The sequence below is a fragment of the Thiomicrorhabdus sediminis genome (assembly GCF_005885815.1).
GTDB lineage: Bacteria > Pseudomonadota > Gammaproteobacteria > Thiomicrospirales > Thiomicrospiraceae > Thiomicrorhabdus > Thiomicrorhabdus sediminis.
The window spans coordinates 692,799-707,681 of record NZ_CP040602.1; the positions used below are offsets into that span (position 1 = coordinate 692,799).

At 44.6% G+C, this 14,883-nt stretch carries 13 protein-coding genes; 10 read left to right on the top strand and 3 right to left on the bottom strand.

Features of this window, described 5'->3' with window-relative positions; genetic code table 11:
• Window positions 1–140 precede the first annotated feature (140 nt).
• Entirely contained in the window at window positions 141–800 is a 660-nt protein-coding gene (locus FE785_RS03150; protein ID WP_238696430.1) for an energy-coupling factor ABC transporter permease, read from the top strand.
• Between the two features lie 112 nt (window positions 801–912).
• Here FE785_RS03150 and FE785_RS03155 read toward each other — a convergent pair whose 3' ends face one another.
• On the bottom strand, window positions 913–1,236 hold the full coding sequence (locus tag FE785_RS03155; protein WP_138564330.1) for a hypothetical protein: 324 nt from the start codon (window positions 1,234–1,236) through the stop codon (window positions 913–915).
• 343 nt (window positions 1,237–1,579) lie between these two features.
• Between FE785_RS03155 and guaB the strand changes: the two genes are divergently transcribed.
• The 9 genes from guaB (at window position 1,580) to FE785_RS03200 (ending at window position 13,832) form a co-directional block, all read left to right on the top strand.
• Window positions 1,580–3,040, top strand: a complete 1,461-nt coding sequence (guaB, locus tag FE785_RS03160; protein ID WP_138564332.1) for an IMP dehydrogenase — start codon at window positions 1,580–1,582, stop codon at window positions 3,038–3,040.
• Window positions 3,041–3,171: 131 nt separating this feature from the next.
• Window positions 3,172–4,752, top strand: coding sequence for a glutamine-hydrolyzing GMP synthase (gene guaA / locus FE785_RS03165; protein ID WP_138564334.1), 1,581 nt, complete (start codon window positions 3,172–3,174; stop codon window positions 4,750–4,752).
• Between the two features lie 289 nt (window positions 4,753–5,041).
• Window positions 5,042–5,560 (top strand): tRNA adenosine(34) deaminase TadA, encoded by a 519-nt coding sequence (gene tadA, locus FE785_RS03170; RefSeq protein WP_138564336.1) that lies wholly within the window; start codon window positions 5,042–5,044, stop codon window positions 5,558–5,560.
• 179 nt (window positions 5,561–5,739) lie between these two features.
• Window positions 5,740–6,315 (top strand): chemoreceptor glutamine deamidase CheD, encoded by a 576-nt coding sequence (gene cheD / locus FE785_RS03175; protein WP_138564338.1) that lies wholly within the window; start codon window positions 5,740–5,742, stop codon window positions 6,313–6,315.
• Window positions 6,316–6,325: 10 nt separating this feature from the next.
• Window positions 6,326–8,410: a chemotaxis protein CheA gene (locus tag FE785_RS03180; RefSeq protein ID WP_138564340.1), complete on the top strand. Its 2,085-nt coding sequence runs from the start codon at window positions 6,326–6,328 to the stop codon at window positions 8,408–8,410.
• Between the two features lie 53 nt (window positions 8,411–8,463).
• Window positions 8,464–9,042 (top strand): hypothetical protein, encoded by a 579-nt coding sequence (locus FE785_RS03185; RefSeq protein WP_138564342.1) that lies wholly within the window; start codon window positions 8,464–8,466, stop codon window positions 9,040–9,042.
• Window positions 9,043–9,214: 172 nt separating this feature from the next.
• Window positions 9,215–11,110: a molecular chaperone HtpG gene (gene htpG / locus FE785_RS03190; protein ID WP_138564344.1), complete on the top strand. Its 1,896-nt coding sequence runs from the start codon at window positions 9,215–9,217 to the stop codon at window positions 11,108–11,110.
• 205 nt (window positions 11,111–11,315) lie between these two features.
• Window positions 11,316–12,917 (top strand): ABC-F family ATPase, encoded by a 1,602-nt coding sequence (locus FE785_RS03195; RefSeq protein WP_138564346.1) that lies wholly within the window; start codon window positions 11,316–11,318, stop codon window positions 12,915–12,917.
• A 138-nt stretch (window positions 12,918–13,055) separates the two neighbouring features.
• Complete coding sequence (locus FE785_RS03200) at window positions 13,056–13,832, top strand: nitrilase-related carbon-nitrogen hydrolase (protein ID WP_138564348.1); 777 nt, start codon at window positions 13,056–13,058, stop codon at window positions 13,830–13,832.
• Window positions 13,833–13,868: 36 nt separating this feature from the next.
• On the opposite strand, the gene FE785_RS03205 is transcribed toward FE785_RS03200, so the two are convergent.
• Window positions 13,869–14,360, bottom strand: a complete 492-nt coding sequence (locus FE785_RS03205) for a thioredoxin domain-containing protein (protein WP_138564350.1) — start codon at window positions 14,358–14,360, stop codon at window positions 13,869–13,871.
• A gap of 116 nt (window positions 14,361–14,476) precedes the next feature.
• On the bottom strand, window positions 14,477–14,689 hold the full coding sequence (locus tag FE785_RS03210; RefSeq protein WP_138564352.1) for a YgaP family membrane protein: 213 nt from the start codon (window positions 14,687–14,689) through the stop codon (window positions 14,477–14,479).
• Window positions 14,690–14,883: the final 194 nt, after the last annotated feature.

Below are 14,883 nucleotides of genomic sequence, written 5' to 3' on the forward strand. Positions count from 1 at the left end.
AGATTAACTTTTATAATTGAAACTGCTAAAAGCGCATATTGTACACGTTAAGTGTTTGATTGGGTTAGGCGCTTTTAAAAAATCCTAATTTCCGCAAACTTCCGAATTAAGGCCTTAGCAAGGAGACTGTTTTGAATTTAATGGCACAAACTTTAGGTTTGCCGACACTGATTGCCGGTTGGATCGGCCTGGCTTTTATGCTCGCCTGGTCGATTAAAACGGCACCTTGGTATAAGTTGCAGAATAAAACGGCTCAGCATGTATGGCTGGCGATGAGTGTAGTGATTTTCTCTTTGTGGCAACTCGAAGCCAGTATTCACCAAGGCGTTTCCCTGCATTTATTGTTAGTGACCTTGCTGACTATGATGTTTGGTGTTCAGTTTGCGTTTTTTGCCGTGTTGTTGGCGTTGCTTGGTGTGGTTTGGCAACAGCAGTTAGGTTGGCAGGCTTATGCGATCAATGCGCTATTGATGGGGATTATACCGATACTGGTTAGCTGGGGGTTGTATCGGTTGGGGGCGAAATTCTTGGCGGCGAACTTTTTTGTTTATTTACTCTATAACGGCTTTTTTACCGCGACTCTGTCGATGGTGGCGGTGATGGCGTTATCGGCACTGGTGTTATCGGTCAATGATATATTGAACGGAGCGCAATTGATCAAGGATTTCGTCATTTATATTCCGCTAATGGCGACACCGGAAGGAGTGTTGAGCACCTTTTTATTAATGATGTTGATATTTTTGAAGCCGGAATGGGTGATGACGTTTTATGAAGATAAGTATTTCAACAATAAGTCTTAGCAGGCTGTTTGAACCCTTGACTGGGATTGTTGAGAGTGAAATGAGTAAATGGTGGATATAAAAAACCGGCGCAGTCGAAACTGAACCGGTTTTTATTTAAAGCGTTATGAGATTATTTTTCCCAAGCTGCTTTTTGTACTGTTTCCGCTTGAGCTACTTCAGCGTTAGCTGTTTTGTAAGCTTCTTTAGCTAGCTTAAGTGCTTTTGCATCATCACCAGCTTTTTTCGCTTTGTCAGCTTCAGCAAGGTAGTGCTCAACATAAGGAAGTTTCATTTTCTTTTGCTTCCAAACGTCACCCATTGCTTTTGCTTTAGCGTGTGTTGCTACAGCAGCTTCAACGTAGTCGTCATAAGTAGTAGGGTTAGCAGTGTTTGATGTACATGCTCCCATGCTTAGGGCGGCTACTAGTGCTGTACCGATAAATAACTTTTTCATTCTATATCCTCCAGTTAAACGAGCTTTAGCTTTTAATAAGCTTTATTATAATTTTAGCGTCGCAAGTGATTGTATACGCTTTTAGTTCGATGTGTAAAGCCTAAACGCATCACTTTTTTTGCAGTTTTCGCATAGATGCATACGTTATTAAGTTTACCCCGCCCGTGTCAATCTTTATAATAGCGCCTAATAGAGAAAAAAATCGTTATTTCTCGACAGTTTTCGCTAGTTTGTTTTTTGTAACCTGTTGATAAGTAAGGGATTTAAATTTTTAGTGCGGTTTTAGTATTCAGTTTAGAAAAATAACTGATTAGCCTATAAGTTTTATATAAGGTAGAAATTTATGAGAATTTTGCAAGATGCATTAACTTTTGACGACGTTTTATTGGTGCCTGCGCATTCGACTGTGTTGCCAAAAGATGTATCGTTACAAACTAAATTGACAAAAGATATCACCTTGAATATTCCTTTTGTTTCTGCCGCGATGGATACCGTTACTGAAGCACGTCTTGCCATTTCAATGGCGCAAGAAGGTGGTATCGGGATTATCCATAAAAACATGACAATCACTGAGCAGGCTCATACGGTAAGTAAAGTTAAAAAGTATGAACATGGTGTGATTCTTGAGCCAGTAACCGTTCAGTTAAATGATTCTGTGGCAGATGTTGTAGAAAAGACGCGTGCTAACCGTGTATCCAGTGCTCCCGTTATGGATGGCGATGACCTGGTTGGTATTGTCACCAGTCGAGATATCCGTTTTGTTACCGATATGTCTCAGCCGATTTCTAAGATCATGACACCAAAAGACAAGTTGGTTACGGTTAAAGAGAAAGAAGATCCTGAAGTGGTTTTGGATCTATTGCACCATAACCGTATCGAGCGTGTCTTGGTGGTTAATGATGATTTTAAACTGCGCGGTATGATTACCGTTTCTGACATGATGAAATCATCTGATCACCCGAATGCGTGTAAAGATACTGAAGGTCGTCTGCGTGTTGGTGCCGCAGTAGGTACGGGTGCGGAAACTGAAGAGCGTGTCGAAGCGCTGGTTAAAGCTGGTGTAGATGTCATTATCGTTGATACGGCGCACGGTCATTCACAGGGTGTATTGGATCGTGTTGCTTGGGTTAAGCAGAACTATCCACAGCTTCAGGTTATCGGTGGTAATATCGCAACCGGTGAAGCGGCATTGGATTTGGTTAAAGCTGGCGCGGATGGCGTTAAGGTCGGTATCGGTCCTGGCTCTATTTGTACAACACGTATCGTTGCCGGTGTCGGTGTACCTCAGATTACCGCAATTTCTAACGTGGCTAAGGCTCTGGAAGGTACTGGTGTACCATTGATTGCTGACGGTGGTCTGCGCTTCTCAGGTGATGTGGCTAAGGCGCTGGTTGCCGGTGCTTCTGCTTGTATGATTGGGGGAATGTTTGCCGGTACTGAAGAATCTCCAGGTGAGATCGAGTACTACCAAGGACGTGCTTATAAATCTTACCGTGGTATGGGGTCTTTGGGTGCGATGGCGCAGCCAAGTGGTTCTTCTGACCGTTATTTCCAATCTTCAAATGCTGAAGACAAGTTGGTTCCGGAAGGGATTGAAGGACGCGTTGCCTATAAAGGCCCGTTAGCTCCGATCATTCACCAGCTATGTGGTGGTATCCGTTCAAGTATGGGTTACACAGGTTGTAAAGATATTCCTACAATGAATTCTAAGCCTTCATTTGTGCGTGTAACGGCTGCCGGTATGTCAGAAAGTCATGTTCACGATGTGACCATTACTAAAGAAGCGCCTAATTACCGCGTTTAATCATTTTTTATGCTCTTGATCAAAACCCGTGTTTTGATCAGTAAGGCTTTTGCGGTTCGAACCGCAAAAGCTTTTTGCATTTATAAGCACTCTTACATTTTTATATAACCGTTTTTATTTTTGGACTAGCTATGACACAAGCAAATATTCATGAACACCGCATACTGATTCTCGATTTCGGTTCTCAATACACACAGCTAATCGCGCGTCGTATCCGTGAAATTGGCGTTTATTGTGAAGTTGAGCCTTGGGATGTTGATGAACAGTTTGTTAAAGACTTCGGCGCGCGCGGCATTATCCTTTCCGGTGGGCCGGAAACGGTAACCGGTGACGAGGCGCCGAAAGCACCTCAAGCGGTATTTGAATTAGGTGTGCCGGTATTGGGTATTTGCTACGGCATGCAGACCATGGCTCAGCAGCTGGGCGGACAGGTAATCAATGCGCTGGAACACGAATACGGCTATGCACAGGTTCGTGCTCATGGTCATACCAAGTTCCTGATCGATATCGAAGATGAAGTAACGCCTGAAGGTTACGGTATGCTTGATGTTTGGATGTCTCATGGTGACCGTGTTGATGCGATGCCGGAAGGCTTTAAGCTGATGGCCAGTACTCCGAGTTGTCCAATCGCCGGTATGGCGAATGAAGAGAAAAATTTCTACGGTATTCAGTTCCACCCTGAAGTGACACACACTAAGCAAGGAAAGCGCATGCTTGAGCGTTTTGCCATTGATATGTGTGGTTGTGAAAAGCTGTGGACAACTGAAAATATTATCGAAGACAGCATTAAACGCGTGCGTGAGCAGGTGGGTACCGATCAGGTCATGCTTGGTTTGTCCGGTGGTGTCGATTCATCTGTGGTGGCGGCCTTGTTGCATAAGGCGATTGGTGATCAGCTGACTTGTGTGTTTGTTGACCATGGTCTGTTACGTTATAAGGAAGGCGATCAGGTTATGGCGATGTTTGCCGAAAACATGGGTATCCGTGTGATTCGTGCTGATGTTGAAGATCGTTTTATGAACGCTCTAGCCGGTCAAACCGATCCTGAAGCGAAGCGTAAAATCATCGGTCGTGAGTTCATCGAGGTGTTTGATGCCGAGTCTGCCAAGCTTCAGGGTGTTAAATGGTTAGCGCAGGGAACGATTTACCCAGATGTGATCGAATCGGCCGGTTCGAAAACAGGTAAGGCTAAAGTCATCAAGTCGCACCATAATGTGGGTGGTTTGCCGGAAGATATGGAGATGTCTTTGATCGAGCCGTTACGTGAACTGTTCAAGGATGAGGTTCGTAAGCTGGGTGTCGCTTTAGGATTGCCTTATAATATGGTGTATCGTCACCCGTTCCCGGGACCTGGTCTAGGTGTGCGTATCTTGGGTGAAGTGAAAAAAGAGTACGCCGATATTCTGCGTCTGGCGGATAATATCTTCATTGAAGAGCTGCATAAGTGGGACCTGTATGACAAAACTTCTCAGGCATTTGCGGTATTCTTGCCGGTGAAATCGGTCGGTGTGGTCGGTGATGCGCGTCGTTATGATTATGTTGTGGCGCTGCGTGCCGTTGAAACTATCGACTTTATGACGGCTCGCTGGGCGCATTTGCCTTATGAGTTCCTTGAGCATGTTTCTGGACGTATTATCAATGAGATTCCGCGTATTTCTCGTGTGACATACGATATCTCCTCGAAACCACCAGCAACCATCGAGTGGGAATAATTACTTCCTGAAATTTTCAATCTCGTTGTTGCTCTTTGCTCGTTTATTAGTCATAAACTTCACCAAGAGCGCCTAGACCTTGAAGAATTTCAGTTTGTAATTGGGATTTCGTCCTAAAATTGTTTATTTCTTTGTTGTGTACTCGTTTATAAATAAAAAATTTCGTGCACTACGCTGTGAATTAGAGCAATTTTAGTTAGAAATCACTGGTTATTTCTTGAAACCGGCATTAATGGCTTATTATTAATAAGGCTCTCCTTTGAGAGCCTTTTTTGTATCTGGAATTTATATGCAAGTACCTGAAGGTTTGACTGCGCAACAAATTGATGAGTTTTGGATGAATCATGCTCGTAAGCTGGCCGAAAAGGCTGAGCAGAGCGGTGAGGTGCCGGTAGGCGCGGTGGTGGTTTTAAATGGCGAGTTGATTAGCGAGGCCTATAATCAACCTATCCAAAACAACGATCCGACAGCCCATGCCGAAGTCTTGGCTTTACGTGCCGCAGGTAAGAAGTTGGGTAATTATCGTTTAATCGATACCACGCTTTATGTGACCTTAGAGCCTTGTCCGATGTGTGCTGGGGCAATGGTTCATGCAAGGGTCAAGCGAGTGGTGTTTGGAGCCTATGATGCAAAGACCGGTGCCGCCGGTTCGGTTTTTGATCTGTTGCAAGCGCCGCAGCTCAATCATGTTTTACAGGTCGATGGAGGCATTATGCAATTCGAATGTGCCGATCAATTGAGCGCCTTTTTCAAGAGACGGCGCAAAGAGATCAAGGCGCAAAAACGGCTTGGTCAAACTACCGGCTAGTTAAGTGCTTAAAAAGGATAGAAAACTCACTTGCCGAAGCGTTAAAACAATGCGAATATAGAAACAACCTTATTTCTAATAGCGGGAAAGAGCTTGTGTTTTCCGCTTTTGTACAGTTTTTTATATAGACTTTAATTAAAAAGACGTAGATAGCCTGGGCTACGAGGTATTTGCCTGATATGCAGAAAAATATTGACCCGGCCGAAGGGATTGTTACTTATAAAATCCTGCCTGGCGAATATTATGTGACCAAAGAGAATGAACGCATCGAAACGGTGCTGGGGTCATGTATCTCTGCATGTGTAAGAGATCCGATTGCCGGAGTCGGTGGCATGAATCACTTTATGTTACCGGTAGATAAAAACGCCAAAGGCTCAGCCGAGCTATCCGATGCGAACCGTTATGGTAACTACGCCATGGAAAACCTGGTCAATGCGCTGTTAAGAATGGGGGCTCGTCGCGAGCGTCTCGAATTTAAGCTATTTGGTGGCGGGCGTATCATGAGTTCAATGACAAATATCGGTTGGTACAATATTGGCTTTGCTTTCGATTACGTATACACTGAAGGTTTTAAGGTGGTCTCACAAGACATTGGTGATGTCTATCCCCGTAAGGTGATTTACTATCCACTGACTGGCCGCGTCAGGGTCAGAAGACTTAATGCTATGCATAATCAGACTCTGGCTGATCAAGAAAATCGCTATATTGATAATATTGGATCTAAACCTGTTGAAGGTGATGTAGAACTGTTCTGAGGATACTACTATGGATATGATGGAAACATTTCGCCAAACTTATTTGGAAGAGAGCTTTGAAGGCCTCGACGTTATGGAACAAGGTCTGCTAGATCTGCCTCCAGGTACGCCAGATAATGAAAAAATTAATGAAATTTTCCGTGCTGCACACTCTATTAAGGGTGGTAGTGGTACCTTCGGTTTTACCGAAATCGCCGGGTTTACTCATGTTTTAGAAACCCTGTTGGATGAAATGCGTGACGGTCGCCGTGATGTGACTCAGGAATCGATTGATGCGATGTTATCGGCGGTCGATGTTTTGCGCGATATGTTGACCAAGTTACAAGACCATGAACCGATTGATGAAGAGCGTGCCAGTGAAGTGCAACAGGTCATGGAAGCGATTTTGGGTGGTGGCGAAGCCCCTGTAGACACCCAAGTTGAAGATTCAGCAGAAGCCTCTGAAGTCGAGACCGATGGTGTTTGGCATATCTCTCTGTTACCTGAAGCGGAATTGCTTAAAACAGGAAATGAGCCGATTCGCATTTTCCGTGAGTTGGAGACTCTTGGTAACCTTGAAGTAACTGCCAATTTCGATAAATTGCCGAATCCCGCCACCTTTGATCCGGAATCACTATATATAAGCTGGGAATTGAAGCTAAGCGGAGAAGGCGTTAAAGAAGACGATATCCGCGAAGTCTTCGAATGGATTGATGGTGACGGTGCCGAAGTTATTATCAAAGCTCCTGAAGCGGTTGTAGCCGCCCAAGCCAGTGCCGTTGCAACAGCTGTTACTGAAGCCAAAGCCGAGGTGGCTCCTGTCGCAAAACCGGCTGCAGCCAAGCCAGCTGCGAAGCCGGCAGCGAAAGATACGAAAGCCGCACCTAAGCAAGAAGGTTCGATTCGTGTCGATTTAAGCAAAATCGATCAGATGGTTAACTTGGTGGGTGAATTGGTTATCACGCAGTCAATGCTCAGTCAGTTTGGCGAACAGGCCGAACAGAGCCTTGAGCATAACAAGGACGGCAGCGCCAATATGGACTGGGTGGATAAGCTTAAAGAAGGTTTGACCCATCTTGAGCGCCATACCCGTGAACTGCAAGAGTCGGTAATGAATATCCGTATGCTGCCGGTGAGTTTTGCCTTTAACCGTATGCCGCGTATTGTCCATGATGTCAGTCAGAAGTTGGGCAAGCAAATTGATCTGGTTATGGAAGGTGAAGGTACCGAGCTGGATAAAACCATGCTCGAGCAATTGACTGATCCGCTGGTGCATATCGTACGTAACTCGATTGACCATGGTATTGAAAGCCCGGATGTGCGTATTGCTGCCGGTAAGCCTGAAAAAGGTACGGTTAAAATGGCCGCCTTCCATCAGGGGGGGAATATCCTTATTCAAATTACCGATGACGGTGCTGGTATCGATTACCGTAAAATCGAAGCCAAAGCGATCGAAAAAGGTGTTATCACCGAAGATCACGCCCTGAATAAAGATGAAATCGTCGATCTGATTTTCCATGCCGGTTTCTCAACTGCGGAAGTGGTCAGTGATATTTCCGGTCGCGGTGTGGGTATGGATGTGGTACGTCGAAATATCCGCGGTCTGGGCGGTTCGGTTGATGTAAAAACCACTCCCGGAGAAGGATCGGTATTCACTATCCGTCTACCATTGACACTAGCGATTCTTGATGGTCAGCTATGTTCGGTAGGCAGCCAGACTTATGTCTTCCCGCTGGTGTCGATTATCGAATCCATTCAGGTTGATAAGTCATTGGTCAAAGGCATTGCCGGAGAAACCGAGCTGTATAAACTGCGTGATAGCTATATCCCGGTCATTCGTCTGCATAAGAAACTTGGTGTTGACGACGCTCAGCAAGATCTATCCGAAGGCTTGTTGGTTGTGGTTGAAGATGCGGGACAGCGTGCCGGTATTTTTGTCGATGATCTATTGGGTCAGCAACAGGTCGTTATCAAGAGTTTGGAAAGCAATTTTATGAAAATTGACGGCATTGCCGGTGCGACCATCTTAGGTGATGGTACCGTCTCTTTGATTTTGGATATTACCGAAACGGTGAATAGCCATAAAGGCGGTGTTGGGCAGATGAATGTTGCCTAACTCATAGCAGTTCAATCGACAAAGAATAATAACAAGGATATCGAGGTAAATTAATGTCACAACTGAGTACTGACTACACACTGGGCGCAAAAGAAGTTCAAGAGACCATTATGGTGTTGAATCTATCTGTAGCCCAGATTGAATTATCGATCACCGATGGTGATAACTCGGTCAATGCTCTGATTGATTCCTTTACCTTTATGTCTCAGCATATCGAAAAGATTCAGGCCACCGGGAACAAGATTGCCGAAATCAGTGCCGATAGTGAATCGGTGCAGGATCATCGCAGTTTGCTGTTAAGCCAAACGGGAGAGTTGTCTGAGAAAATGCAGCAAGCGATTATAGCGTTTCAGTTTTACGATAAATTAAGCCAACGTTTGGATCATGTTTCCAAAGGGTTGTCGGGTTTAGCTGAAATTGTCGCCCATGAAATGCATGTTAAGGATCAGGAGCAGTGGGAAAGCTTTAAAAACAGCGTGCGCAAGGGAACCACCATGCGTGAAGAAGAAGAGCTGTTTGAATTGATTTTTGATAAGAAAGTGCCTGCTGATGAGGCGATTGAAGTCATGAAATCGCGTATGAGAGATCGTATGCATGAAGAGAGCCAGGAAGAAGAGATCGAATTCTTTTAATGACTTTGCGACAAATATGAAGACCCGCCTTGGCGGGTTTTTTTATGTCTAGAGAAAAAAACTATTTTTTTAGCATTTTTTTCTTGAAAACCGATAATTGACCCTTATAAATCGGGCATCTGTTTAAAATTATTCACACTAACCAAATCATCGACATTAGGAGATTAATGTAATGAGTGCAAGAGAAACCCATGCGTTTCAAACGGAAGTCAATCAGCTATTAAAGCTAATGATTCATGCCCTATATTCCAATAAAGAGATTTTTTTGCGTGAGTTGGTGTCCAACGCATCCGATGCATTGGACAAATTGCGTTTCCAGTCGGTATCGAATGACAGTCTGAGCGAAGGTGAAGACGAGCTTGCGATCTCTTTGAGTTTTGACAAGGATAAGCGTACCGTCACCATCAGTGATAACGGTATCGGTATGACTCGCGATGAAGTGATTGCCAATATCGGGACTATCGCCAATTCGGGGACTAAAAAATTCCTTGAAAGCCTAAGCGGTGACCAAGCTAAAGATTCGCATCTGATCGGTCAATTCGGTGTCGGTTTCTATTCATCGTTTATTGTTGCCGACGAAGTTGAGTTGGTAACCCGTAAAGCCGGTGAAGATAAGGCGAATGGTTGCAAGTGGATTTCTAAAGGTGAGGGCGAGTTTACTCTTGAACAGGTTGAAAAAGAGACTAAGGGAACAAGCATCACTCTGCACCTGAAAGAAGATATGGATGAGTTCTTAGACCAGTACCGTCTCAAGAATATCATTACCACCTATTCGGATCACATCAATTTCCCGATCAAAATGCAGAAAACCGAATGGGATGAAGAAGCCAAAGAGAACAAAACCTTGGATGAGATGGAACAGGTCAATAAGGCGACAGCTATCTGGACTCAGGCCAAATCTGAACTGAGCGATGAAGATTACAAAAACTTCTATCAGACCATTTCTCATGACTTTGGTGAGCCGCTTGCTCATATGCACAATAAGGTGGAAGGGACGCTGGAATATACCTCTTTACTTTATCTGCCAAAGCAGCCGCCGTTTGATCTTTATGATCGCGATCGTCGTTACGGTTTGAAGCTTTATGTTAAGCGTGTCTTTATTATGGACGACGCCGAACACCTAATGCCGACTTACTTGCGTTTTGTGCGCGGGGTGATCGATTCGGCCGATCTGCCTTTGAACGTTTCGCGTGAAATTTTACAGAGCAATAAGGTAGTCGATAAGATTCGCTCAGCATCGGTCAAGCGTGTCTTGGATCATTTGGCGAAAATGGCGAAGGCGGATGATCAGGAAGATTTCAATACTTTCTGGGATAACTTTGGTCAAGTCTTGAAAGAAGGTGTAGTGGAAGATTTTGCCAATAAAGACAAGATTGCCAAACTACTACGCTTTACCTCGACACATGAAGAGTCGACCAAAGAGCAGCGCCAATCATTGGACAGCTATGTTTCTCGCATGCAGGAAGATCAGGAAGCTATCTACTATATCGTTGCCGATACTCTGGCTGCGGCAAAAGGTAGTCCGCATCTGGAAATGTTCCGTAAAAAAGGCATTGAGGTATTGCTACTGTCTGATCGTATCGATGAGTGGTTGGTGTCGCACCTTAACGAGTTTGACGGCAAACCGCTTAAATCAATTACCTCTGCGGATTTAAAAGAGTTTGACGATGAAGCGGAACAAGACGTTTCCGAAGAAGAGAAAAAAGCTCGTGAAGCTTTGACCGAAAAAGTCAAAAAAGTGCTTGAAGAGCAGGTTTCCGATGTGCGTATTACCCATCGTCTAACCGACTCTCCGGCTTGTGTGGTCAGTGCCGAAGGCGATATGTCTGCCCATATGGCACGCATGATGGAACAGATGGGGCAAGCCGTACCGAAACAAAAACCGGTCTTGGAGCTTAACCCGGAACACGCTTTGGTGAGCAAGTTGGAGTCGTTGGACAATGACGATAAAATCAAAGAGTGGTCGCTGTTCTTATTGGAGCAAGCTCAGTTGGCAGAAGGTGCTCAGCTGGAAGAGCCTGCCGCGTTCATTAAACGTATGAACAGCCTGTTAAGTGAAATGATGTAATCTCGCTACTGAATTAAATCATCATTTGGTAGTGCTGGAGGCATCTAGCGAAAAACAGCCCAAATCGACTTTTGCTCGGTTTGGGTTTTTTTATGTCCGCTAGAATGCAAATAGCTGAAAAATAAGTTAAATCAGCTTAAATTGAGGGGCGCTTTTATGGCACAATAACGCCTTTGTTTTATGCCCGTAAATTAAGGACAGCAGTTTGATTTCTACAGCCAATATCACCATGCAGTTTGGTGAAAAACCCCTTTTTGAAAATATCTCTATCAAATTTTCCGAAGGCAAGCGTTACGGTCTTATCGGTGCCAATGGGTGCGGTAAGTCGACCTTTATGAAAATTCTGGGGGGCGACTTGGAGCCGACTGCCGGTACGGTAAGCATCGGGGAAAATGAGCGTCTGGGTAAATTGAAACAGGATCAGTTTGCTTATGAACAGTTCAGCGTTGTTGATACCGTCATTATGGGACAGCCGGAGCTGTGGGAAGTCAAAAAAGAGCGCGACCGTATCTATGGTTTGGCGGAAATGTCAGAAGAAGAAGGGATGTTGGTTGCCGACCTGGAAGTTAAGTTCGGCGAGATGGACGGTTATACCGCTGAGTCTCGTGCCGGTGAATTGTTGTTAGGTCTGGATATTCCGGTAGAGCAGCATTATGGCCCGATGAGTGAAGTGGCTCCGGGTTGGAAGCTGCGTGTGTTATTGGCCCAAGCGTTGTTCTCAGACCCGGATGTATTATTGCTGGACGAGCCGACCAACAACTTGGATATCAATACTATCCGCTGGTTGGAAAACGTCCTTAATGAGCGTAAGAGTACGATGATTATCATCTCCCACGACCGTCACTTCTTAAACAGTGTTTGTACTCATATGGCCGATTTGGATTACGGTGAATTGCGTCTTTATCCAGGTAACTATGATGAATACATGACAGCATCGACCATGGCGCGTGAACGTCTATTGGCCGATAACGCCAAAAAGCAGGCGCAGATCAATGAATTGAAAACTTTTGTGAGCCGTTTCTCTGCAAACGCTTCCAAGGCGAAACAAGCGACTTCACGCGCCAAATTAATCGATAAGATTCAATTGGACGAAGTCAAACCGTCAAGCCGAGTCAATCCGTTTATCCGTTTTGAGCAGGATAAAAAACTGTTCCGTTTAGCACTGGAAATTGAAAACCTAGGTAAAACCTATCAAAACGAAGATGAGACCAATGAAGTCTTTAAAGACTTGAACCTGATGCTTGAAGTGGAAGACCGTCTAGCGGTGTTAGGGCCTAACGGTATCGGTAAAACGACTTTCTTGAAATGTTTGACCGGTGATACCGAATTGACTTCGGGCGAAGTGAAGTGGTCGGAAAACGTTAAGATCGGCTATTACGCACAGGATCATGCGCATGATTTTGCCGAAGACATTAGTCTGCTGGAATGGATGACACAATGGAAAAAGCCGGAAGAAGACGAGCAGGCCGTACGTGCGGTACTGGGACGTATGCTGTTCTCACAAAAAGATATTGATAAATCTGTCAAAGTGCTTTCCGGTGGTGAACAGGGGCGTATGTTGTTCGGTAAGCTGATGATGGAAAAACCGAATGTGCTGATTATGGATGAGCCGACCAACCACTTGGACATGGAATCGATTGAATCCTTGAACCAGGCGTTGGAGGATTATCCGGGAACGCTGATTTTTGTTTCTCACGACCGTGAATTCGTGTCATCGATTGCCACCCGTTTATTGGTAATGAAAGAAGACGGTATTGAGGATTTCCGAGGTGGTTATGAAGAGTATCTTGAAAAGCAGGATGCTTAATCACTGAACACATCGCTATAACCGCTAAGAGCCTGTATTGTTCATCAACGATACAGGCTTTTTTATTGGGTTCAGTGAGCTGTCGTCTTACAATGGATTAAAAGTATTTCTTTGCTGGTATTTGATAAAGGATAAAGCATGAATATAGTCGGTCTGCAATGGAATTCGGTTTGGCAAAACACTCAGGCCAATATCGATGAATTGGATAAATCCCTGCAAACGCTGCTTGAACAAGCGGACACTGCGCCCGATATTGTTCTGTTACCGGAAGTGTTTTTATCCGGATTTTCGATGCGGCCGGTCGAATTCGCCGAATCAATCGATGGCGATTCGATGCAACAATTGAAAGCTTTGGCGAGTAAATATCGGCTGGCGTTAATATTTGGTATGGCCACTAAACAGGTCAGCAACACCGGTTATGAGCACTTCAATTCGGCACTGATGATCGATAAACATGGTGAGCTGATTGAACATTATCGAAAACAAAAGCTGTTTGCCTATGCTAATGAACACCATGCCTATCAAGCCGGGAAACCGTCGCAGCCTTTTGTTTGGCAAGGAGCCCGTTGCGCCATGTTTATCTGTTATGATTTACGCTTTCCGGAGATTTTTAGAAATCTCGCGAAACAGGTCGATATTGTGTTTATTGTCGCCAGCTGGCCAGAATCGCGACAGTTGCACTGGGAAACTCTGTTGAAAGCCCGTGCGATTGAAAACCAATGCTTTATTATCGGGGTCAACAGAACCGGAATAGACGGTAACGGTTTGCATTATGCCGGTGGATCCATGGTGATTGATCCATTGGGTGAGATATTGGCATACGGAAGAAAACAGGACGAGATGATTCAAGCAGAGATCGATATTGCTCAAGTTTGTGAAGTGCGCAAGCAATTCCCGTTTTTAGATGATATGTAAAGCGGCTAGCCGTCTTTTTTGCGGCATGTTTTTATGCTAAATGGGAATGCGTTTGTTATTGCCTAAAGCCTTTAGGGCATCGTTTATCGATAGCTTCAGGTAGTGATAGTAAAAATCATAGGCGCCTGATAAAAGAGGCTGGATGATTTGATCACCATTGCCGTCAACAAAAATCATCACCGGCAGGCTGGTTAGGTTATAGAGATCTTTAAATTCTGCGACAGGCATGGCTTCGCCATAAAAATCGGTAATCGTTCTGTCAGTATTGACATGGATTTCGGCCATCAATACATAATTGTTGAGCTGTCCCGACATGAGAGCCGGGATAATCGCTTGGTCTTTTAGGTTTTCGGTTGATTTCAACCCTTCCGCGGCAAACAGGATGGCAATCGGCAGATTATCTTGCAGCGCCTGCTTTCCCAAGGTTTGCAGGTTTTCAACCAACGGCATCGCCGTTGGCGCGGGTGCTTGAGTCGCGGCTTGATTTGCATAGGCCATATCGCTGTAAATAATCAGGCTAAATGCCATAATCAGTTTCGATATTTGGCAGAGTAAACCCCTAATGCCGGAAGCAGTTTTGCTTTTAGCTCGATTAAATTCGCTGTGGCGTAAGGTGTCTAATGCGTGCAATTGAATGCTAGCCATCAACTTTGCCCTTGTTCAGTTTCATCCGTTTCTTTTTTGCAGGTCGATAACCCGAAAATAGTATAGGCTGGGCAGAAATTGGCAATGGCCGTAACTATTGGTACCAAGCCAATCAATCCCCACCAGGATTGCATATATACTCCAACAGCAATAATTACTGCCCCGACAAAAATACGCAGATTACGATCTACCGAACCGACATTGCATTGCATTTTTACTCTCCTCTGAGCCATAAAATCATGACATTTTTTCACTTAGCAGGGGTTTTATTTCTATTTGCTAAGAAGCTTAAGCAAGCTATAGATTTTATTGTATTTTTTATTCTGTCTATAGTAGATATGCTTAATGCTTCCATACTATGTTATCCATAATGGCGCTGTCAATGCTTTAAATGCATGGAATAACA

Bases quoted from the DNA above. Each gene is read 5' to 3' on its own strand.
- cheD (WP_138564338.1), top strand. From the start codon at position 5,740: ATGCAGAAAAATATTGACCCGGCCGAAGGGATTGTTACTTATAAAATC.
- FE785_RS03210 (WP_138564352.1), bottom strand. From the start codon at position 14,689: ATGCAATGCAATGTCGGTTCGGTAGATCGTAATCTGCGTATTTTTGTC.
- guaB (WP_138564332.1), top strand. From the start codon at position 1,580: ATGAGAATTTTGCAAGATGCATTAACTTTTGACGACGTTTTATTGGTG.
- FE785_RS03180 (WP_138564340.1), top strand. From the start codon at position 6,326: ATGGATATGATGGAAACATTTCGCCAAACTTATTTGGAAGAGAGCTTT.
- FE785_RS03150 (WP_238696430.1), top strand. From the start codon at position 141: ATGGCACAAACTTTAGGTTTGCCGACACTGATTGCCGGTTGGATCGGC.
- FE785_RS03155 (WP_138564330.1), bottom strand. From the start codon at position 1,236: ATGAAAAAGTTATTTATCGGTACAGCACTAGTAGCCGCCCTAAGCATG.
- FE785_RS03185 (WP_138564342.1), top strand. From the start codon at position 8,464: ATGTCACAACTGAGTACTGACTACACACTGGGCGCAAAAGAAGTTCAA.
- tadA (WP_138564336.1), top strand. From the start codon at position 5,042: ATGCAAGTACCTGAAGGTTTGACTGCGCAACAAATTGATGAGTTTTGG.
- FE785_RS03200 (WP_138564348.1), top strand. From the start codon at position 13,056: ATGAATATAGTCGGTCTGCAATGGAATTCGGTTTGGCAAAACACTCAG.
- FE785_RS03205 (WP_138564350.1), bottom strand. From the start codon at position 14,360: ATGGCATTTAGCCTGATTATTTACAGCGATATGGCCTATGCAAATCAA.
- htpG (WP_138564344.1), top strand. From the start codon at position 9,215: ATGAGTGCAAGAGAAACCCATGCGTTTCAAACGGAAGTCAATCAGCTA.
- guaA (WP_138564334.1), top strand. From the start codon at position 3,172: ATGACACAAGCAAATATTCATGAACACCGCATACTGATTCTCGATTTC.